The organism is Pantoea sp. SO10 (genome assembly GCF_005281435.1).
Taxonomy (GTDB): domain Bacteria; phylum Pseudomonadota; class Gammaproteobacteria; order Enterobacterales; family Enterobacteriaceae; genus Pantoea; species Pantoea leporis.
In genome coordinates this window covers 1811809-1831274 of record NZ_CP040095.1, presented here as the reverse complement: position 1 = coordinate 1831274, position 19466 = coordinate 1811809, and the positions used below count along the sequence as shown (strand labels likewise).

General features: G+C 55.6%; 17 protein-coding genes. 7 read left to right on the top strand and 10 right to left on the bottom strand.

The annotated features are described in order from the left end of the window. Window positions 1–76: 76 nt before the first annotated feature. The 3 genes from FCN45_RS08515 (at window position 77) to FCN45_RS08505 (ending at window position 2964) form a co-directional block, all read left to right on the top strand. On the top strand, window positions 77–667 hold the full coding sequence (locus tag FCN45_RS08515; RefSeq protein ID WP_110866437.1) for a metal-dependent hydrolase: 591 nt from the start codon (window positions 77–79) through the stop codon (window positions 665–667). 150 nt (window positions 668–817) lie between these two features. Then, window positions 818–2209, top strand: coding sequence for an L-cystine transporter (locus FCN45_RS08510; protein WP_008102914.1), 1392 nt, complete (start codon window positions 818–820; stop codon window positions 2207–2209). A gap of 371 nt (window positions 2210–2580) precedes the next feature. Further along, window positions 2581–2964: a DUF6515 family protein gene (locus tag FCN45_RS08505; protein ID WP_101764583.1), complete on the top strand. Its 384-nt coding sequence runs from the start codon at window positions 2581–2583 to the stop codon at window positions 2962–2964. Between the two features lie 55 nt (window positions 2965–3019). On the opposite strand, the gene osmE is transcribed toward FCN45_RS08505, so the two are convergent. Beyond that, the gene (gene osmE, locus FCN45_RS08500) at window positions 3020–3355 is read right to left on the bottom strand and encodes an osmotically-inducible lipoprotein OsmE (RefSeq protein WP_007892614.1); all 336 of its coding nucleotides are present in this window, start codon (window positions 3353–3355) and stop codon (window positions 3020–3022) included. Window positions 3356–3547: 192 nt separating this feature from the next. On the opposite strand from osmE, the gene FCN45_RS08495 reads away from it, so the two are divergent. From FCN45_RS08495 to cho, 3 genes are all read left to right on the top strand, one after another. After that, the gene (locus tag FCN45_RS08495) at window positions 3548–4738 is read left to right on the top strand and encodes a multidrug effflux MFS transporter (protein WP_110866007.1); all 1191 of its coding nucleotides are present in this window, start codon (window positions 3548–3550) and stop codon (window positions 4736–4738) included. A gap of 117 nt (window positions 4739–4855) precedes the next feature. After that, window positions 4856–5683, top strand: a complete 828-nt coding sequence (gene nadE / locus FCN45_RS08490; protein WP_137385658.1) for an ammonia-dependent NAD(+) synthetase — start codon at window positions 4856–4858, stop codon at window positions 5681–5683. 110 nt (window positions 5684–5793) lie between these two features. Continuing rightward, a complete protein-coding gene (gene cho, locus FCN45_RS08485) occupies window positions 5794–6654 on the top strand; it encodes an excinuclease Cho (RefSeq protein ID WP_101764586.1) in 861 nt (286 codons plus the stop codon). A gap of 79 nt (window positions 6655–6733) precedes the next feature. On the opposite strand, the gene spy is transcribed toward cho, so the two are convergent. From spy to FCN45_RS08455, 6 genes are all read right to left on the bottom strand, one after another. Then, the gene (spy, locus tag FCN45_RS08480) at window positions 6734–7231 is read right to left on the bottom strand and encodes an ATP-independent periplasmic protein-refolding chaperone Spy (protein WP_137385657.1); all 498 of its coding nucleotides are present in this window, start codon (window positions 7229–7231) and stop codon (window positions 6734–6736) included. Window positions 7232–7615: 384 nt separating this feature from the next. Continuing rightward, window positions 7616–8611, bottom strand: a complete 996-nt coding sequence (gene astE / locus FCN45_RS08475; RefSeq protein WP_101764588.1) for a succinylglutamate desuccinylase — start codon at window positions 8609–8611, stop codon at window positions 7616–7618. 45 nt (window positions 8612–8656) lie between these two features. Then, window positions 8657–9985, bottom strand: a complete 1329-nt coding sequence (gene astB / locus FCN45_RS08470; RefSeq protein ID WP_137385656.1) for an N-succinylarginine dihydrolase — start codon at window positions 9983–9985, stop codon at window positions 8657–8659. After that, on the bottom strand, window positions 9985–11451 hold the full coding sequence (gene astD / locus FCN45_RS08465) for a succinylglutamate-semialdehyde dehydrogenase (protein ID WP_137385655.1): 1467 nt from the start codon (window positions 11449–11451) through the stop codon (window positions 9985–9987). The genes astB and astD overlap by 1 nt, the downstream gene beginning before the upstream one ends. After that, window positions 11448–12479, bottom strand: coding sequence for an arginine N-succinyltransferase (astA, locus tag FCN45_RS08460; RefSeq protein WP_137385654.1), 1032 nt, complete (start codon window positions 12477–12479; stop codon window positions 11448–11450). Before astA ends, astD begins: the two co-directional genes overlap by 4 nt. Beyond that, the gene (locus tag FCN45_RS08455) at window positions 12476–13696 is read right to left on the bottom strand and encodes an aspartate aminotransferase family protein (RefSeq protein ID WP_101764592.1); all 1221 of its coding nucleotides are present in this window, start codon (window positions 13694–13696) and stop codon (window positions 12476–12478) included. Before FCN45_RS08455 ends, astA begins: the two co-directional genes overlap by 4 nt. Window positions 13697–14574: 878 nt before the next feature. On the opposite strand from FCN45_RS08455, the gene FCN45_RS08450 reads away from it, so the two are divergent. Beyond that, complete coding sequence (locus FCN45_RS08450; RefSeq protein ID WP_137385653.1) at window positions 14575–15648, top strand: porin; 1074 nt, start codon at window positions 14575–14577, stop codon at window positions 15646–15648. A 90-nt stretch (window positions 15649–15738) separates the two neighbouring features. Here FCN45_RS08450 and FCN45_RS08445 read toward each other — a convergent pair whose 3' ends face one another. The 3 genes from FCN45_RS08445 to FCN45_RS08435 form a co-directional block, all read right to left on the bottom strand. Further along, on the bottom strand, window positions 15739–17175 hold the full coding sequence (locus tag FCN45_RS08445; protein WP_210421276.1) for a YchO/YchP family invasin: 1437 nt from the start codon (window positions 17173–17175) through the stop codon (window positions 15739–15741). A 398-nt stretch (window positions 17176–17573) separates the two neighbouring features. Continuing rightward, window positions 17574–18371 carry a glucose 1-dehydrogenase gene (locus FCN45_RS08440; protein ID WP_137385652.1) on the bottom strand — a complete coding sequence of 266 codons (798 nt, stop codon included), beginning with the start codon at window positions 18369–18371 and terminating at the stop codon, window positions 17574–17576. Between the two features lie 11 nt (window positions 18372–18382). Further along, complete coding sequence (locus tag FCN45_RS08435; RefSeq protein WP_101764597.1) at window positions 18383–19450, bottom strand: ABC transporter permease; 1068 nt, start codon at window positions 19448–19450, stop codon at window positions 18383–18385. Between the last annotated feature and the right edge of the window lie 16 nt (window positions 19451–19466).

The window sequence follows — 19466 nt, the reverse complement described above, 5'->3', positions numbered from 1 at the left end:
CAGCGTCACCATTCTCATTCACTGGATAAATCCCTATACTGGATGCATCGACAGTTTTATGCAGCCAGGTTTCATCATGACGGCCGAAGGCCATATCATTTTTGCCATTGCCAGCGCCATTTTTGCCAAGCGCGCGGAGCTGACGCCAGTATTGGCCAGCGCCGACTGGTGGCATTTAGTGCCTGCTGCGCTGTTAACCTGCCTGCTGCCCGATATCGATCACCCTAAATCCGTGCTTGGCCAGCGCTTAAGGTGGCTATCGCATCCCATCGCCCGCATCTTTGGTCATCGCGGTTTTACCCACAGTTTGCTGGCGGTGGCGGTGAGTTTGTGGCTATTCCAGATCAATGTGCCCGCCGACTGGTTTCTTCCCGCCGACGTGCTGCAAGGCATGACGCTCGGCTATCTCAGCCATATTGTCGCCGATATGCTCACGCCCGCCGGCGTGCCGCTGCTGTGGCCCTGCCGCTGGCGCTTCCGTTTGCCCATCCTGAATAGTCAAAAAGGTAACCAGCTGGAGCGCGCACTTTGTCTGGCGCTGGTCGGTTATGCGTTGTGGTTCCCGCCCGGCATGCCCTCTTTTGGTGCCAACGGCTGGCCGGAGCAACTGTTCAATACGCTACAAAATGGCGTCGGTCGGTTGGTTAATGGTCAAAACGGTCAATAAGCAGTCGAATCAAGCGTTAAAGTTATAAAGCATTCTTTTTGGGTATAAGCCCGCCCCACGCTGAACTGATAACATTCCAAATATTCCCTAACCGGGACTTACTGTTTTTCGTGCCATCCCAGGATGGCGCGTCACACTCTGGAGTTGAGCATGGATTTTCCCCTCATTATTAATATCGTGGCGTTTATCGCACTACTGATTCTGCTGAATCGGATTGGCAACCAAAGCTGGAGCCTGTCCAAACGCGTGCTGACCGGTTTGGTTTTCGGTGTGGCCTTTGGTCTGGCGCTGCAAACCATCTATGGCGAAAACAGCCCAACCGTGAAAGCGTCAATTGGCTGGTTCAATATCGTCGGTAACGGCTACGTGCAATTGTTGCAGATGATCGTGATGCCGCTGGTGTTCGCCTCGATCCTGAGCGCGGTCGCACGTCTGCACAATGCCTCATCGTTGGGTAAAATTAGCGTGCTGACCATTGGCGTGCTGCTGTTTACCACCGCAATCTCCGCGCTGGTCGGCGTGCTGGTGACCGGCCTGTTTGGCCTTAGCGCTGAAGGTCTGGTGCAAGGTGCGCAGGAAACCGCGCGTCTGAGCGCGATTCAGAGCAACTACGTGGGCAAAGTGGCTGATCTCAGCACGCCACAGCTGCTGCTCTCCTTCATTCCGAAAAACCCGTTTGCCGATCTGGCGGGCGCCAACCCCACCTCGATCATCAGCGTAGTGATTTTCGCCGCCTTCCTTGGTGTGGCGGCGCTGCAACTGCTGAAAGATGACAAGGTAAAAGGCGAGCGCGTGCTGGTAGCGATCGATACCCTGCAATCCTGGGTCATGAAGCTGGTGCGTTTGATCATGAAGCTGACGCCGTACGGTGTGCTGGCGCTGATGACCAAAGTAGTAGCCGGTTCCAACCTGCAGGACATCATTAAGCTGGGTGGCTTTGTGGTGGCCTCTTATCTCGGTCTGGCGATCATGTTTGCCGTACACGCGCTGCTGCTGTCGGTTAACGGCATCAATCCAATGCGCTTCTTCCGTAAAGTATGGCCGGTGATCACCTTCGCCTTCACCAGCCGCTCCAGCGCCGCCAGTATTCCACTGAACGTGGAGACTCAAACGCGTCGCCTGGGCGTGCCAGAATCGATCGCCAGCTTCTCGGCGTCATTCGGTGCCACCATCGGTCAGAACGGCTGTGCCGGTCTCTATCCCACCATGCTGGCGGTGATGGTTGCGCCAACCGTGGGCATCAACCCGTTTGATCCAATGTGGATTGCAACGCTGGTAGGTATCGTGACGCTGAGTTCTGCCGGTGTGGCCGGCGTCGGCGGCGGCGCCACCTTCGCCGCGCTGATCGTGCTGCCAGCGATGGGCCTGCCGGTCACGCTGGTCGCGCTGCTGATTTCCATCGAACCGCTGATCGATATGGGGCGTACCGCGCTCAACGTTAATGGTTCAATGACCGCCGGTTCACTCACCAGCCGCTGGCTCGGATTGACCGACAAGAAAGTGCTGGAGAGCGACGAGCACGCCGAACTGGCACACCGCTAAATTGATGAGTTGCAACAACGGCAGATCGCAAGGTCTGCCGTTTTTTTATGCCTGCGCGATATGCCCCGTAAGGTCGCCGTTTATGACATGAAACCACTCATTACCGAGAGCACACATTGTAGCGGCGCAATTCATTGCGCGATAAATCGCGCCGCTACGGAAGGTGCGGTGATTTGATACGGCGCTTAACTGATCGGCATCACGCCGTTTATGACGACCTTACCCGCTTTCCTCCCCAATTCAACCCAATCATGGCGCTAGCGTCAGGAAAGCGTTAAGCATGGTAAACAGAGGAAAAATCAGCCGCTTTTCGCTTGAGTTTTCGCTCAGTAAAGCCAATTCTGCAGTTAATCACAGCAGGAGAATCACCGATGAAAACAGTTATCGCCTCGGTGCTGGCGTTAACCTTATTAACACCAGCCATCAGTTTTGCCCATCCCGGCGGTTGGGGCCCCGGCCCAGGCCCGCATTGGGGTGGAGGTCCACGTTGGGGCGGTCCCGGCCCGCTGCGTTTCCTACCCGAAGCAGCAACCGCCGTTTTGCTGGGCGGTCTGACCTATTACATGCTGAACGGTAACTACTATCAGCGTCAGGGCGACACCTATGTAGTGGTGCAGCCGCCTGAAGCCCCGCCGGGCGGCGGTATGCGCGTGCTGGATTTCAACGGCAAGCGTTATTACGTGCAGGAAGGCCATTACTACCAGCGCGAGATCGGCGGCGAGTATATCGAAGTGCCGCGTCCTTACGGTTTATAAGCGCCACAACGAAAAACGGCCCGTCAATGACGGGCCGTTTCTTATTCTGCTGCGATTACTGAGCCGCTTGCGGATCGGTATCGTAGTCTTTACAGCTCTGGAAACCGTAGTTCATGACGCGACCGGTATCGTTATAGCTCACGAAGTAGGTCTGCGGTTTGCCGTCGCGCTCGCCAATCACGTAAGTCTGGCAAGTGCCGCGAGCGTGAACCATGGTGATTTCAGTAGACGCTGGGCCGGCAATCTGGCGAACCTGATCGCGCGTCATGCCTTTCTTAACATCCTTCACTACCGGCTTGGTTACGTAGCTTTCGGCTTTGTCATAAGTCGTACAACCAGACAGGGCTGCCAGCGTCATAGCTGCAGCGATACATCCCATCACTTTATTCATGTTGTTGTTCCTCGTTTTTTTGTCCGTGTGAAATTAGCCTGGAACATAAATCCAGATTTATCAACTTTATGGGATAAATTTAGCTAAATTCCGAAGCGTTAGGATTTGGTAAAAATGCTGTGTTGATGCGCTACGGTTCGTATAATCACCCGCGAAAAAATACCTATAGCAATGAATAAAGACAGAGGATTAATGACACCTGCACCTTCTCATCGGCTGGTTTATGCCATCACGCTGGGCCTGCTCGCTGCGCTCGGGCCACTTTGTATCGACCTTTACCTGCCGGCGCTGCCGGAGCTGGCGCGCGATCTGCACACCGAAACCGCCACAGCGCAGCTGAGCCTCACCGCTGGCTTGCTGGGTTTGGGTGCGGGTCAATTGCTGTTTGGGCCAATGAGCGACAAGTTTGGTCGCCTCCGTCCGCTGCTGTTATCGCTGGTGCTGCTGTTTATTGCCTCGATTGGCTGTGCGCTGGCAAAAGACATCCACTCGCTGCTGGTGGCGCGTCTGTTTGAAGGTTTGGCAGGCGCCGGCGGCGCGGTGCTGTCGCGTGCCATTGCCCGAGATATGTATAGCGGCCATGAGCTGACGCGTTTCTTTGCACTGCTGATGCTGGTCAACGGTTTAGCGCCGATTGGTGCGCCGGTGCTGGGCGGCGCCTTGATGACGGTGCTTAACTGGCGCGGCATTTTCGTGGTGCTCGGCTGCATCGCCGTCGTGCTGATCTTCCTTGCCCGCTGGAAATTGCACGAAACTTTACCGCCAGCGCGCCGCAGTCAGGGCTCGATCTTTTCCGCCTGGGCGGCGCTCGGCCAGGTCGTCACGCATCGGCAGTTTATGGGCTTCTGCCTGACGCAAGGTTTTATGATGTCCGGCATGTTTGCCTATATCGGCGCCTCGCCGTTTGTACTGCAACAGCTGTATGGCCTGACGCCGCAAGCCTTTAGCTTCTGCTTCGCTGCCAACGGCTTCGGCCTGATTATTGCATCACAAACCAGTGCGCGCCTCTGTCCACTATGGGGTGAATATCGCGTACTGAAAGGCGGCCTGACGCTGGCGTTTGTTGCGTCGAGCTGCTTGCTGCTGGCGGGACTTACCGGCGCAGCGCTGCCAGTTCTGCTGGTCGCGCTGTTCTTCACCATCGCCAGTAATGGCGTGATCGCCACCACCGCTTCTTCGCTGGCGATGCAGAGCCAGGGCCAGCGCGCGGGCAGCGCCTCGGCAGTGATTGGCGTCGGCATGTTCACCTTTGGTGCCATCAGCGTACCCATTACCGGGCTGGGCGGCACCTCGGTCGCGAGCATGACCGGCACCATCTTTGGCTGCTTTATGCTGGCGATTGTGTCGTTCAATCTGCTGGTGCAGAAGGCAAAAAACGTCTGATTTGCCAGCAAATAACCTGAACAACCAGCCGTGCGGCTTGTTGTTTGTGGGGAGAGGCGTTAGCTTTAGCAGATGATTCGCATTGTGCCGTCAGGCTACTGACTTGAGGAGAGGTTCATGTCACTGCAACAGGAAATCATTGAAGCCCTTGGTGTAAAACCGGTTATCGACCCGCAGCAGGAGATCCGCGTCAGCGTTGATTTTCTGAAGTCTTACTTGAAAGCCCATCCCTTTTTGAAAACGCTGGTACTCGGCATCAGCGGCGGCCAGGATTCGACACTGACCGGCATTTTGTCGCAAACCGCGATTCGCGAACTGCGTGAAGAGAGGGGCGATAACGATTACACCTTTATTGCCGTGCGTTTGCCGTATGGCGTGCAGGCCGATGAGCAGGATTGTCAGGATGCGCTGGCATTTATCCAACCCGATCGCACGCTGGTGGTAAACATCAAAGAAGCGATCCTGGCCAGCGAACGTGCCTTGAAAGATGCGGGTATTACGGTGTCGGATTTCGTGCGCGGCAATGAAAAAGCGCGTGAGCGCATGAAAGCGCAGTACAGCATCGCCGGCATGACCAAAGGCGTGGTGGTCGGTACTGACCATGCGGCAGAGGCAATCACTGGTTTCTTCACCAAGTACGGTGACGGCGGCAGCGACATCAACCCGATCTTCCGCCTGCATAAAGGCCAGGGCAAACAGCTGCTGAAAACGCTGGGCTGCCCGGAACACCTCTATCTCAAGCATCCTACTGCCGATTTGGAAGATGATCGTCCTGGCTTGCAGGATGAAGTGGCACTCGGCGTGACTTATCAGCAAATCGATGCCTATCTGGAAGGCAAGACCATCGATGCCGCCGCAGCAAAAACCATCGAAGGCTGGTATCTGAAAACTGAGCACAAACGTCGTCCGCCGATCACCGTGTTCGACGACTTCTGGAAGAAGTAAGTGCATGGCGTTTCCCGCCGTCCGGGCGGGAAACTTTCTCATCGCCGCTGACTGGCGAGAAAAAGCACAGTTTGATACACTGGATGAACAACCAGTAATTGGAGTGTGCTTTGGTCAGACGTGCAGCCAGCCACCGCCTCGATTTCGATGCGGCAGCCATCTATCAATATCCCGAACATCTACGTCAGTGGCTGGAAGGTTTACCCAACCAGCCGGGCGTCTATACCTTTCACGGTGAAAGCGAAAATCTGCCGCTGTATATCGGCAAAAGCGTCAACCTGCGCAGTCGGGTGATGGCGCATTTCCGGGCGCCGGATGAAGCCAAAATGCTGCGTCAGGCGCGGCGCGTCACCTGGATCCCCACCGCTGGCGATGTCGGCGCTCAGCTGCTGGAAGCGCAGATGATCAAAACGCAACAGCCGCTGTTTAATAAGCGCCTGCGTAAGAACCGCCAGCTCTGTTCGCTGCAGCTGGGCGACGGTGCGCCGCAGGTGGTGTATGCAAAGGATCTCGACTTCTCCCGCTCGCCCAATCTTTATGGCCTGTTTCGCAGTCGCTTTGCCGCGCTGGAGAAGCTAAAAGCCATCGCCGATGAGCAGCGCTTGTGCCACGGCTTGCTTGGGCTGGAGTCGTTGCGTCCGGGACGCGGCTGTTTTCGCGCTGCACTAAAACGCTGCGCCGGTGCCTGCTGTGGTAACGAGTCGGTTGCTGAGCATCAGCAGCGCCTGCATGCGGCATTAGAGCAGATGCGCATTCAATGCTGGCCGTGGCAAGGCCCGGTTGGCATGGTGGAAACGGGGACAAACATTACGCAAATCCATGTGATCGATCACTGGTTCTGGCTGGGATCGGTCAGCAGCGAGGCCGAAGCGCGCCAGCTGCAGCGCGCCTCGCACGGCTTCGATCATGACGGCTATAAAATTCTCTGCCGTCCGCTGCTTTCTGGCGTGTTCCCGCTGATCGAGCTGTAAAAACAAAACCGCCGAGGTTGCCCAAAGCATCAGATGCGATGGACAACCCCGGCGGTCTCTATTCCGTTAGCGAAAGAACTTATTCAGCATCAGCCGGCGGTGGTGGCGTTTTGCCATCGTGCGGGCCTTTCTCGGTTAAGCGCTTCTCAAAGTTCGCGTTGTACTGTTTCTTCTGCTCTGGTGTCAGCACGTTGTAGATCTTGTTCTGGGTTTCCATCATCTGCAGCGCACGATCTTTGGCATTCGCCGTCATCTTCTCAGCCTGCGCTTCGGCTTTCGCACGGTCAAAGGTATCGGAAGCGATGATGGCATGGTCAGCACGACGCTCTTCCAGCGACGGGCGTTTCATCTCTTTGTGGCCATCACGAAGAATCGTTTTGATCTGCGCTTTCTGCGCATCGGTCAGGTTCAGACCTTTAAACATCATCTCCATACCGTGATGACGCATCGGCGGCTTGTGCATCGGTTTTTCGCTGCCTGCTGGCGGCGGAGTCAGGTTGTCTGCCGCTGCATGGACGATATTTGCAGCACCAAAAGCCATTGCGGTAGCCAGGAACACAGAAGTTAATTTACGCATAATATTGTCCTTACTTATCAGTTTAATGACGACAGCCTGTGTCGCGTCTTCGGAAACAAGCATACGACGCTGAACGTCAACTACTCAGAGGCTGAGTAAAGCCCTGAAAGCATAAAAGACAGAGATCAGGCAATCATGGAGAGAAAGAGAAGAAATGCGTGAGGAATTGAAAAATTTTATGACAATCAAGGGAAAAACGCAGGAATTAAGGAGGAGTGTAACGGTATTGTCGGTTTTCAGGAAGGGAAATGTCGGCGCGTTGATGCCCTCACCCTGGCCCTCTCCCACCGGAAGAGGGAAACGCTGCCACATGTAACTCAATACAAATATTCGCGCGATCGGTTCCCTCTCCCGCCTGCGGGAGAGGGTTAGGGTGAGGGAAAATCACAACGCCAGCGCCTGCGTCTGTTCATTCTCCTCCACCAGCATCAGCCCCGCGCGCAATCCTGGCGCGACATTCGGATTGGGAAACAGCACATACTCGCGCGCCTGCTGCACGTAGTAACGCCGGTCACCCTCCTCCGCCAGCAGCGTGCCCTGCGGGAAAGCGGTGAAGTTCAGCGTCTCCGGCCCCATGTGCAACACAAACTTATCGCCGTGCCGGGTCAGCTGTTGCGCCACGCGATAATGGCGTGGCTGTTCACGCACCTCCGGTAAGGCATCGCCATACAGCAACGCCGCCAGCGCCCGCTGCACGCCGGCAAACTGACTTAAATCGTTCTCACCAAACGGCAAAGCCTTGCCCAGCTCCAGCGTGCAGCTCGCCGCATTATGGTGCTCGCAGCTGTAATGGGTGAAGGTGCCGCCCGGTGAACGATGGAACACCAGCGCCTCCATTTCTGCCGCCGCCAGCCAGTGCATAAACGCCTCGGGCCACGGATTGGGATTCAGCGGCATCACGCCAAAACGCGCATGATACGAGCCGCGAATCGCGGTATGCAGATCGAGGTGCCAGCGCACTTCATGATCGAGACAGGCGCGCCAGAAACTCTCCAGCTCCTGCTCCAGCTGCAGCACGCGCTGCGCTTCGGGTACATCGGCCACCTGCTGCCAGCGTCCACCAAACAGGCGATTGATATCATGTTGCTGATAGCGCTTGCCGCTGCGCAACGCGGCGGGATTACCCAAAATCACCAGCAAGCGCACTGCCAGCGGCTTCTCGCCTTTTAAGAGTGGCGTCAGCAACAGATTGAGAATCTCAACCGGCGCGGTTTCATTGCCGTGAATGCCCGCAGAGAGCACCAGCGCCTGCTGTGTGGGCGTATGCGGCGTGAGGGACATCAGTCCCTCGTTGTGCCATTGCCAACTGAGATGATCGTTGCTGCCCTCTCTTTGCTGTGGCGGCTCACCAGACAAGGTCTGCTGTAAAAAATCCTGCATGTTCACTCCTTTTTAACGACGTGGGGCGAACCTCTCACCCCGGCGTTAACGCTGAAACGCGTAGACACTGCCTAAGTCTAGCAGCTTCGTCAGCTCATCCAGCGCGGTGCGCCCTTCACGCAGCAGTTGCGGGTCGGCTAAATCGGCCTGAGTTAAGCGATCGCGGTAGTGGCGATCCACCCAATTGTTGAGCGTGGCAAACAGGCGATCGTTCATCAGTACCGCCGGATTCAGCGCCTGACGCTCGGTTTCGGTTAACACCACGCGCAGACGCAAACAGGCCGGACCGCCACCGTTAAACATGCTTTCACGCAGATCGAAAACTTTCAGTTCACGGATTGGCCCGCCGCTCTCCACCAGCTCAGTGAGATAACGCCACACGCCCGTATGCTGGCGTGACTCTTCTGGCAGCACCAGCAGCATACCGCCGTCGGCGCGCTGCAACAGCTGGCTGTTAAACAGATAGGTATTGACCGCATCGGTTACCGATACTTTATCGCGCGGCACTTCAATCGGCTGGAAACCGCTAACGCGGGCGGCGATGTCACTCAACAATTGCGGCTGGTTCACAAAGGCATCCTGATGGCAGAACAGCACCTGCTGGTTGCTCACCGCAATCACATCGTTATGGAACACGCCCTGATCAATCACCGCTGGATTTTGCTGAGCAAACAGCGTGCGTTGCGCATCGAGCTGATGCAACCGCGCCACCGCTTCGCTGGCTTCCCGCGTTTGACGCGCTGGATAACGTGTTGGCGTTGCGCCCTGCTGCTGACCATCACGGCCATAAATAAACAGCTGCACGCCCGCACCACCGTAATCACTGCCGAAACGATTGTGATTGGCCGCGCCCTCATCACCGAACTGCGCCACCTGCGGCAGCGCATCGTGCACGCAGAAGTGCTGCGGATGACGGAAAATCGCGCGCAGCAGATCGGCAGTTTCCGGCGCCTCAATGGCGCGATGGAATTTGTTATTCAGATTGGCGACGGTGAAATGCACGCGACCATCGGCGCTATCCGCCGACGGCGACACCGTGGCGGCATTCGCCACCCACATCGCCGAGGCTGAGCTGGCCGCCGACAGCAGCTGTGGCGCGTGCTTCGCCGCCTGCGCCAGCACCTGCTCATCGCTGCCGCCAAAGCCGAGCTGGCGCAGCAGCGGCAGATTAGGACGTTCGTGCGGCGGGATTACACCCTGCACGTAGCCCATATCCGCCAGCGCTTTCATCTTCAGCAAACCCTGCTTCGCCGCCAGACGCGGATTCGAGGGCTGCAGCTGATTGCGCGTCGAGGCTTCGTTACCAAACGACAATCCCGCGTAATGATGTGTCAGGCCGACCAGCCCATCAAAGTTCGCTTCAAATGCTTGCATTATTTCGCTCCCTGCGCGGAGAAATCGAGGCCCGGCGCTAAGCTGCCCGGCAGCGCCAGGCTTGGGCTCTCCAGCGACGCCATTGGCCATGCACAGTAATCGGCGGCGTACCACGCGCTGGCACGATGATTCCCGGATGCGCCAATGCCACCAAAGGGGGCGGTGCTGGCCGCGCCGGTCAGCGGTTTGTTCCAGTTAACGATACCGGCGCGCGCCTCGAGCAACAGCTGATCAAACTGCGCGCGCTGCGGCGAAATCAGACCGCACGACAAGCCATAGCGGGTATTATTGGCGATAGCAATCGCCTGCTCGAAACTGTCGTAACGAATCACCTGCAGCAACGGACCAAAGACTTCTTCATCCGCTAAATCTTTCACTTCGGTCACATCAATGATGCCCGGCGTGATGATGGCGCTGTCGCGATCCGGCCAATGCATGCCGAGCAACACTTTCCCGCCCTTTTCCACCTGCTGCTGCCAGGCGGCAAAAATATGTCCAGCGGCGGCAGGGGAAATCACGCTGCCCATAAACGGCTGCGGTTCGGCATTCCACGCGCCAGGCTGCAAGCGCGCACTGACCTCAACCAAACGCTGCAGGAAGGCATCGCCCGCCGCACCGCGCTTCACCAGCAGACGACGCGCACAGGTGCAGCGCTGTCCGGCGGTAATAAAGGCCGACTGAATAGCGATATGTACCGCACCATCAAGATCCGCAGGATCTTCAACAATCAACGCATTGTTGCCGCCCATCTCCAGCGCCAGCATTTTTTCTGGCTGCCCGGCAAACTGACGATGCAGGTGATAGCCGGTGGCGGCGCTGCCGGTAAACAGCAGGCCATCAATTTGCGACGCATTGGCCAGCGCCTGGCCGGTTTCACGACCGCCCTGCAGCAGCGCCATTACGCCCGCCGGTAAACCCGCTTGCTGCCACAGCTGCACGGTTTTCTCCGCCGTCAACGGCGTCAGCTCGCTCGGCTTAAACACCACGCAGTTACCCGCCAGCAGAGCTGGCACGATATGGCCGTTCGGCAGATGGCCAGGAAAATTATACGGACCAAACACCGCCAACACGCCGTGCGGACGATGGCGCAGCGAGCTCTCTCCATCGGCCTGTTCGCCGGTGCGGCTGTGATAGGCCTTAATCGAGATGGCGATTTTGTTGATCATCGCCTGCACTTCGGTCAGCGTTTCCCAGCGCGGCTTGCCCGTTTCCTGGGCGATGGTTTCCGCCAGCGCGTTTTTGTGGCTTTCAAGCAGACGTGCAAACCCTTCCACCAGCGCCTGACGCTCCGCAAACGGTTTTCTCGCCCACTGCGGGAACGCCGCGCGCGCCGCTTCGCAGGCCGCAGCCACTTGTGCTGCCGATGCCGCTTTGCCCTGCCACAGCGTTTCGCCGGTTACCGGATTGTGTTTGCTCAGGGCGTCAGCGCCGCCGGTCACCCATTGACCTTGAATAAAATGCATCATGCTTTTTTCTCCTCGCGACACAGCGTGACCACACGCAGTTGATCGCCAATGTTGCAATGCAGCGCCGCGCGCTGGCTTTCAGTCAGTTTTACCGTGCCGGATGCCATATCCACCGGCAGCAGCGCCACGCGGAAATGCTGGTAATCCGCGTTGGCCACCAGACACAGCGGCCAGCTTTCATCGGCTGCACCGCTCTCAGCGGTTAACTGGCGACTCTTGCGAATGGCACGAATGCGATCGATTTCGCACTCCAGCGTCGGGCCGCCGTCGAAGATGTCGACATAGTTGAGATAGCGGAAACCTTCCGCCTCCAGCACCGCACGCGCGGGCGCGGTTTTCGGATGGACTTCGCCAATCACTTTTTGTGCCGCTTCAGACAGGTAATGAATGTAGAGCGGATGTTTGGGCATCAGCTCGGCGATAAAGGCTTTCTGGCCGGTGCCGCTGAGGAAATCGGCTTTGCTGAACTCCATCGAGAAGAAGCGGCTGCCGACGCTGTCCCAGAATGGCGAGTGGCCATTGTCATCACTGACGCCACGCATCTCCGCCACCACATGTTGCATAAAGCGGTCGCGGAAGTTGGCCATAAACAGAAAGCGCGATTTCGACAGCAGATGGCCATTTTTGCCATCGCGGTAATCGGGATCGAGGAACAGCGTGCAGAGTTCGCTGCTGCCGGTGTGATCGTTGCTCAGCGACAGCGTCGGCAGGCTGGCATACACGTTCAGCTCTTTCGAGGCATGCACCTGCGTGCCAACGCGGAAATTGTACCAGGGATCCTGCAAACCTACCGCCGCTTCGATGGCGCAAATGCCGACGGCGCGATTATCCTTGCTGTCGGCCAGCACAAACACATAGCCTTGCTCAGCAGGCGGCAAGGCACCTTGCCAGGTGAGCAGCGAACGCTCAATACGGGCTTTAAGCGTTTCGCTATCCGCGGGCAGCGAGGTTAAGCCGCCCCCGGTTTTGCCCGCCAGCGACAACAACTGCGAGAGATCGTCACGTTCGACGGGGCGAATCACCATCATGATGTGGCTCCTTTGAGCACGCGTTCACAGGCACGTTCGAAGCGCGCCAAACCTTCTTTTACTTCGCGCTCGCTGATGTTCAGCGCTGGCGCGAAACGTACTACGTTGGCGCCCGCAATCAACACCATCACGCCCTCTTCGGCCGCCGTGAGATTGAACTGTTTGGCTTTACCGGCGAAATCGTCGTTAAGCACAGCGCCAATCAGCAGCCCCAACCCGCGCACTTCTTTAAATACCGGCAGACGCCTGTTCAGTTCCTGCAACGCCGTAACAAACCATTGATGACGCTCGGCCACGCCGGCCATAAATTCCGGCTGATTAATCAGTTCCATCACTTTTCCCGCGACTGCGCCCGCCAGCGGGTTACCGCCGTAGGTGGTGCCGTGCGTGCCCACGCCCATCACCTGCGCCAGATCTTCACGTGTCAGCATTGCGCCAATCGGGAAGCCGCCACCCAGCGCTTTGGCGGTGGTCAATACATCCGGCGTCACGCCGTAATGCATATAGGCATACAGCGAACCGGTGCGACCCACGCCGCTCTGCACTTCATCAAAAATCAGCAGCGCATGATGTTTATCGCAGAGTTCACGCAGTCCGCGCAGGAAAGCGGGATCGGCTGGCAGGACGCCGCCTTCACCCTGAATCGGCTCGACGATCACCGCGCAGGTTTGGTCATTGATCAGCGCGGCCGCCGAGGCCAGATCGTTGAAATTAGCGTGTTCGACCGCCGGTGGCAGCGGCGCGAAATCCCGGGAATAGGCAGGTTGTCCGCCCGCTGTCACGGTAAACAGCGTGCGACCGTGGAAAGCATTATTAAAAGCAACGATGCCATTTTTCTCAGCACCGAAACGGTCGTGTGCGGTTTTACGTGCCAGTTTCAGCGCCGCTTCATTCGCTTCAGCGCCGGAGTTACAGAAAAACACGCGATCGGCAAAAGTAGCATCAATCAACTGTTTGGCGAGACGCAGGATCGGTTCATTGGTGTAGCCGTTACCGGTATGCCACAGTTTGCCGGCCTGTTCGATCAGCGCCTGCTGCAACGCCGGATGCGCATGTCCCAATGCGTTAACCGCAATGCCACCGGCAAAATCGATATACTCTTTGCCTTGCTGATCCCACAGCGTTGAACCTTCCGCGCGGACCGGAACAAAAGCCGCGGGTGCATAAACTGGCATCATCCATTGATCGAAATTCTGACGTGAAACCTGCAGTGACATAGCCCTTTCTCCTGCTCCACACCCGGTGAAGCCTTTTGTTTTGAAATTGTTAAAAATGTTAAGTGGCAGCTCTACTGTATATTGCAGATAGCGTGCCAGCCAGCCGCAAAAATGCATAACCGTCTTACCACTACGGAATATCAATAACTTAACAGGTGGTGATATTCACTTTAATTGCATAAAAAGTGAATATCAGTCTGATGCAAGCTGAATAGCAGTAATTTATTTAGCGGATTTATGCATCGGCAAAATGAAATATTGCTTTTGTGATCGGGCAGGAAATATTTCGCCAAATTAATGCGATAAACGCACTTTTTTGGGGCGCAATGTGCCTGATTGGTGCAGGAAAGTGATAGCGCGATGCAAATTTAGCATGGCGCGAATTAATCGGGTTTTAACATTTCCCTCACTGAATTGAATATTATTTCGCCAGTTCATTGTTAAGCGAAAAGCTAAATAACATTTTGTGACCAAGGTTATTATCAGAACAGAAATAAAAGGACACAAAGCCATGAAGGCGATAATTACTCTGCTAATGATTAGCTGGATTCAGATATTTGCTATTGAACAATAATGCATAGGCTTGTGCTATTTCACGAACAAGCTACTGATTTTATTTACGCATCTTTAAATTTAAAGTTATTCAATAAAATCATACAGATAAATATTAAAATCATCATTACACATGTTGTCTTATGGATAAGTTTAACCAATACAAAATTCCACATAATGGAATTTAAGATTAAAAATCACACAAAAAGTTAACAAGAAATATTTAGTTACATATATTGCACTGTCGATCTTGAACCTTTTGTGTCATTTTCTTTTCACCCCGCAGATGGGGACAAAATTAAAAAATATCACAGGGTAAAAATTAAATGATGAAGCGCTCCTTACTGGCAGCAGTGATGCCTTTACTGCTGGGACTTTCTTCGGCTCAGGCCGCCGAAATCTATAACAAAGATGGCAACAAGCTGGACCTGACTGGCAAAATTAACGTCTCGCATCTGTTCTCCGATAACGAAGGGTCAAATGGTGATACCTCGTCTTATACCCGTATTGGTTTTAAAGGCGAAACCAAGATCAACGACCAGCTGACCGGCTACGGTCAGTGGCAGTACCAGTACAGCCTGAGCAACTCCGAAGGCAGCGATGCCAACAGCGGTAACAGAACCCGTCTGGGCTTTGCTGGCCTGAAGTTTGGTCAGTTCGGCTCGATCGATTACGGTCGTAACTACGGACTGATTTATGACGTGCTGGGTTACACCGATATGCTGCCCTTCTTTGGTGGCGATCAAGGTTACTCTGATGGGTTCCTGTCCAGCCGCTCAGGTGGCGTGTTGACCTGGCGCAACAAAGATTTCTTCGGTCTGGTGAAAGGCTGGAACGTTGCTGCACAGTATGAAGGGAAAAACGATCGTAGCGATGCAAACATTGCAGTACGCCGTTCGAATGGTGATGGCTTCGCGCTCTCCACTTCTTATGATTTCGATTTCGGTCTGAGCCTGGTTGGCGCTTACGCGAGCCTGGATCGTACCAATACGCAGAACCAGGCCTTACGTGGCGAAGGCGAGAAAGCACAGCACTGGACTGCGGGCCTGAAATACGATGCGAACCAGATTTACCTGGCAACCATGTACGGCGAAACGCTCAACGCAACCCCAATCACTGGTGGTTTTGCTAACAAAGCCGTTAACTTTGAAGCCGTTGCGCAGTATCAGTTCATTAACGGACTGCGTCCTTCAATCGGCTATGTTTCATCGAAAGGCAAAGAGATTGAAAATATTGGTGATGTCGATCTCACCAAATACGTCGCTGTCGGTGGAACCTACTACTTCAACAAAAACATGTCCGTGTACGCTGAATACAAGATCAACCTGTTGAAAGATAACAATGCATTGGGCATCGCTTCTGATGATGTCACCGCTGTGGGTCTGATTTACCAGTTCTAAGTGGCAATACCCTCATGGCTGTTCGGCTAGTGTCGGCTGAATATGCGCAAAGGGCAGCGAAAGCTGCCCTTTTTTATTGGTGCGAGGCGATTACGGCGCCATCAAATCAAAGCGATCATCATCGCCCTGATCCAGTGAGAACGGTGGCTGCAATTGCAGGACGATTTCGTTCGAAGTGACGCGATTCTGTTTGCTGTCTTCTAACACCACCGACAAGCGATAGCTGTTATGCGCACCCGGCGAGCTATCCCACGCGGGCAGGATCACACTCCAGCCCTGTGGATCGTTGGGATTGGCACCCGGCGTCAGGCTCAGCGCCTGGGTATCGCCCTGCCACATCACTTTAGCGATCGGATTGGTGCTACGGATTTGCAGTTTCAGCGGCAAACTTTCTCCGCCATTCAGCTGCCACGGCGGCGTAGCGAGAAACACCGACAGCGTTTTACGCTGGCGATATTCCAGCACCGGCGTATAGCTGCGCGTCACGTTATCGTAGCGACTGCCGCGCAGTGAGTGCGCAGCCGCTACGTTATCCGGACTCAGCTGCTGGCTGAGCGCCACGCCAAAGCGATAGTTGAGGCGCAAGCCGAGCTGATCCTGGCTCTCACCGCTGTCGCTGGTTTTGTGGCTGGCGGATAAGGTCACCAGCGGCACCGGCGTGTAGGTGACGCCAAAGGTCAACGCCGATGGGTTGTGGTAGCGATTGCCGGAGCTAAACAGATCGACGTTATCACCCAGATATTGCTGCCAGCTTACTGACGCACCGAGTTGACGATAGTGCGGCAGATAGCCTTGCGTGGTGAAATCATAGCCGCGCGCCATGCGCTGCTGCTGGAAGGGATTGCGATCCTGCCAGCCCGACAGCGGCGTATAGTAGTTGGCGGAGAAGCGCAGATAATCGCCCCATGCTTCGGTCCCCAGCGAAGCGCGCTGTAGGCCACTGCTGAACATGCGATCGACAAAACCGTTATAGCCCAGCAGCCATTTTCCTGCCACCCAACGTTGCCCGAGGCCAGCATTGCCGACCAGCCCATCATCAGTTTGATGAAAGCCGACCTGACTGAAGGTCAGATAGCGATAGTTATCCGCCCAGGGTGTCAGCAGCGACGCTCCGCTGCCGGCAAAATTGCCCTCCATATCCACATTGAAATCGATTTGAGCATTGCCATACGGTGACAACAGCGACTGACCTTCATCAACCAGTCGATTGCCCACTTCATCGCGGAAATGGTTAAAGGCCCACAGCCCAGCCTGCTGGCCAAGGGCATTGTCGTCCGTACTGTTCTGGCTGGCTTCACCAATGCTTTTGGCAATGGTCGCCAGTTTTTTGTTGAACGCTTCCGTTTCATCCTGGTAACCCAATGCAGGCAACTGATCGGCCATTTTCTGGAAACGTGTGGGATCGCTAAACGGCGCATCGGCGAGTTTAGTGTCAGAGATCAACGCCAGCGCAGGCGCGGATGCGGCAAGTAGTGAAAAACCAGAGAGATAACGCACGCTTTTGGATGATAACAAAGTAAATAACATAGCTAAAAATTGGGTTCGACCCGGTTCAGAATTAGAGGTGGCTCACAAAACTGCATAAGTCTACCCTAGCATATTCTGATGCAAGTGCCGGACATGTCTGGTTTCGATTAAGGCAGAAAACGAAAAATCAGAATGTAGGTAAGCAGGCGACGCAATGTGTTGTGCCCTGCTTGCCCATCAAGAGATAACCTCTCAAATCATTGAGCGCGCACATTGTAGCGGCGCAATGCATTGCGCGATAAATCGCGCCGCTACGGAAGGTACGGAGATTTGATACAGCGCTTAACTGATCGGCATTACGCAATTCACTGCGCGATGAATCACGCCGCTACGGAATGTGCGGTCATGAGGCTTAGTGTTTAGCATTACGCCATCAATGGCGACCCAACAGCGAACTATCAGGAGAAAATCAAACCGCCATCCACATTGATGGTCTGCCCGGTGATATAGCGCGCATCGTCAGAGGCGAGGAAAGCCACCAAGCCAGCGACATCTTCCGGCTGCCCTGCGCGTTTAAGCGGGATGTTTTCCACCCATTCGGCCATCAGTTCGCCTTTGCCATACTGCTTTTTATCGCTGCTGAGGATCTCGCCCCACACGCGATCGTTATAGTCCCACATTTCACTCTCGATAATGCCCGGACAGAAGGCATTCACCGTGATATGCCACGGCGCCAACTCCAGCGCCAGGCTTTGAGTAATACCGATCACGCCCATCTTGCTGGCGGCATAGTGCGGCGTATAAATGAAACCCTGCCGTCCCTGACCGGACGAGGTGTTGATCAGGCTGCCGCTGCCCTGTTTCACCATATATTTCGCCGCTTCCCGGCAGCACAGCCACACGCCCGTGGTGTTCACCGCAAGGATCTTCTCGAAGTCACTTTTGGGCATCGCATCGAAACGATCGATGGTAATCACCCCCGCATTCTGAATCGATACATCAATGCTGCCAAAGCGCTCAGCCGCCTGCTGATAAAGCTGCTGCACCTCCGTTTCATCGGTAACATCGACCTGCAGCGCCAGAATCTCACTGCCAAACTGCTGTTCAATGGCCTGCGCGGTACTGAAGACGCGTTCCGAATTCGACACCATCACCAAACGCGCCCCGTCGCGGGCAAAGCGCGCTGCAATGCCCGCGCCAATGCCGCGGCAGGCGCCGGTAATCACCACCGTCTTTCCACTAAAATCGCGTGTCATATTGCCTCCTGTTATCCATGTGTCGCTTCAGGCAGGGCGGCCGATTGCTGCTTTTTTTCATGTCTGCGCAGCAGCACCACCTTACTTTGTAATTTTTGCTGGAACTGATCGATCACCACCGCAGTGACAATCACTAAGCCTTTAATCACCATTTGCCAGAAATCGCTGACGCCCATCATCACCATGCCATCGGCGAGGAACACGATGACAAAAGCACCGATAATCGAGCCTGAAACGCGACCGCGTCCGCCCGCCAGCGCCGTGCCGCCCAGCACCGTGGCACCGATGGCGTCCATCTCGAACATGTTGCCGGTCATCGGGTGCGCGGTTTGCAGCTGCGACGCCACAATCAAACCGACCAGCGCGGCGCACAAGCCGGAAAAGGCGTAGACAAACACTTTGACCTTGATAATCGGCACACCCGCCAGGCGCGCCGCCGATTCGTTGCCACCGGTGGCATAGATGTAACGACCCAGCGGTGTTTTACGCGTCAGATACAACCCCAGCAGCAGGAAGCCGAGCATCATCCATATCGGGATATACACGCCCAATATCGAACCCGAACCGAGCAGGGCGAAGCCGGTATTACCCAGTGCAGGCGTGCCGACAAGGTTGGCGTAGGTGCTGCCATCGTTGAACAGCAGCGCGGCGCCGCGTGCCACGTACATCATGCCGAGCGTACAGATAAACGGCGCTACGCCGAGTCGCGTCACCACCGCGCCATTAATCAATCCCAGCGCCACGCCAAACAGCGCCACCACCAGAATCACTTCAGGCACGTTGAAGAACAGTACGTTGCCGCCCCACAGCGGTACGCCGTTGGTGAGCAGCGCACCCGCCACCATGCCGCATATGCCCGCCACCGCCCCGACCGAAAGATCGATGCCGCCAGTCAAAATCACCAGCGTCATGCCAATCGCCAGCAAGCCGGTGATCGCCACATGCTGCGTCATGATCAGCAGGTTTGAGGTGGTGAGAAAGTTAGGCACCATAAAGCTGAAGAAACTCACCACGATCAGCAAGGCAATAAAGGTACGCGCCTTAAGCAGGTACATATAGATCAGGTATTTTTGATTCATCGTTTTACTCTCCAGC

Excerpts from the sequence above, each read along its gene's own strand:
- FCN45_RS08515 (WP_110866437.1), top strand. The coding sequence starts at position 77 with ATGACGGCCGAAGGCCATATCATTTTTGCCATTGCCAGCGCCATTTTT.
- FCN45_RS08510 (WP_008102914.1), top strand. The coding sequence starts at position 818 with ATGGATTTTCCCCTCATTATTAATATCGTGGCGTTTATCGCACTACTG.
- FCN45_RS08505 (WP_101764583.1), top strand. The coding sequence starts at position 2,581 with ATGAAAACAGTTATCGCCTCGGTGCTGGCGTTAACCTTATTAACACCA.
- osmE (WP_007892614.1), bottom strand. The coding sequence starts at position 3,355 with ATGAATAAAGTGATGGGATGTATCGCTGCAGCTATGACGCTGGCAGCC.
- FCN45_RS08495 (WP_110866007.1), top strand. The coding sequence starts at position 3,548 with ATGACACCTGCACCTTCTCATCGGCTGGTTTATGCCATCACGCTGGGC.
- nadE (WP_137385658.1), top strand. The coding sequence starts at position 4,856 with ATGTCACTGCAACAGGAAATCATTGAAGCCCTTGGTGTAAAACCGGTT.
- spy (WP_137385657.1), bottom strand. The coding sequence starts at position 7,231 with ATGCGTAAATTAACTTCTGTGTTCCTGGCTACCGCAATGGCTTTTGGT.
- astE (WP_101764588.1), bottom strand. The coding sequence starts at position 8,611 with ATGCAGGATTTTTTACAGCAGACCTTGTCTGGTGAGCCGCCACAGCAA.
- astB (WP_137385656.1), bottom strand. The coding sequence starts at position 9,985 with ATGCAAGCATTTGAAGCGAACTTTGATGGGCTGGTCGGCCTGACACAT.
- astD (WP_137385655.1), bottom strand. The coding sequence starts at position 11,451 with ATGATGCATTTTATTCAAGGTCAATGGGTGACCGGCGGCGCTGACGCC.
- astA (WP_137385654.1), bottom strand. The coding sequence starts at position 12,479 with ATGATGGTGATTCGCCCCGTCGAACGTGACGATCTCTCGCAGTTGTTG.
- FCN45_RS08455 (WP_101764592.1), bottom strand. The coding sequence starts at position 13,696 with ATGTCACTGCAGGTTTCACGTCAGAATTTCGATCAATGGATGATGCCA.
- FCN45_RS08450 (WP_137385653.1), top strand. The coding sequence starts at position 14,575 with ATGATGAAGCGCTCCTTACTGGCAGCAGTGATGCCTTTACTGCTGGGA.
- FCN45_RS08445 (WP_210421276.1), bottom strand. The coding sequence starts at position 17,175 with ATGTTATTTACTTTGTTATCATCCAAAAGCGTGCGTTATCTCTCTGGT.
- FCN45_RS08440 (WP_137385652.1), bottom strand. The coding sequence starts at position 18,371 with ATGACACGCGATTTTAGTGGAAAGACGGTGGTGATTACCGGCGCCTGC.
- FCN45_RS08435 (WP_101764597.1), bottom strand. The coding sequence starts at position 19,450 with ATGAATCAAAAATACCTGATCTATATGTACCTGCTTAAGGCGCGTACC.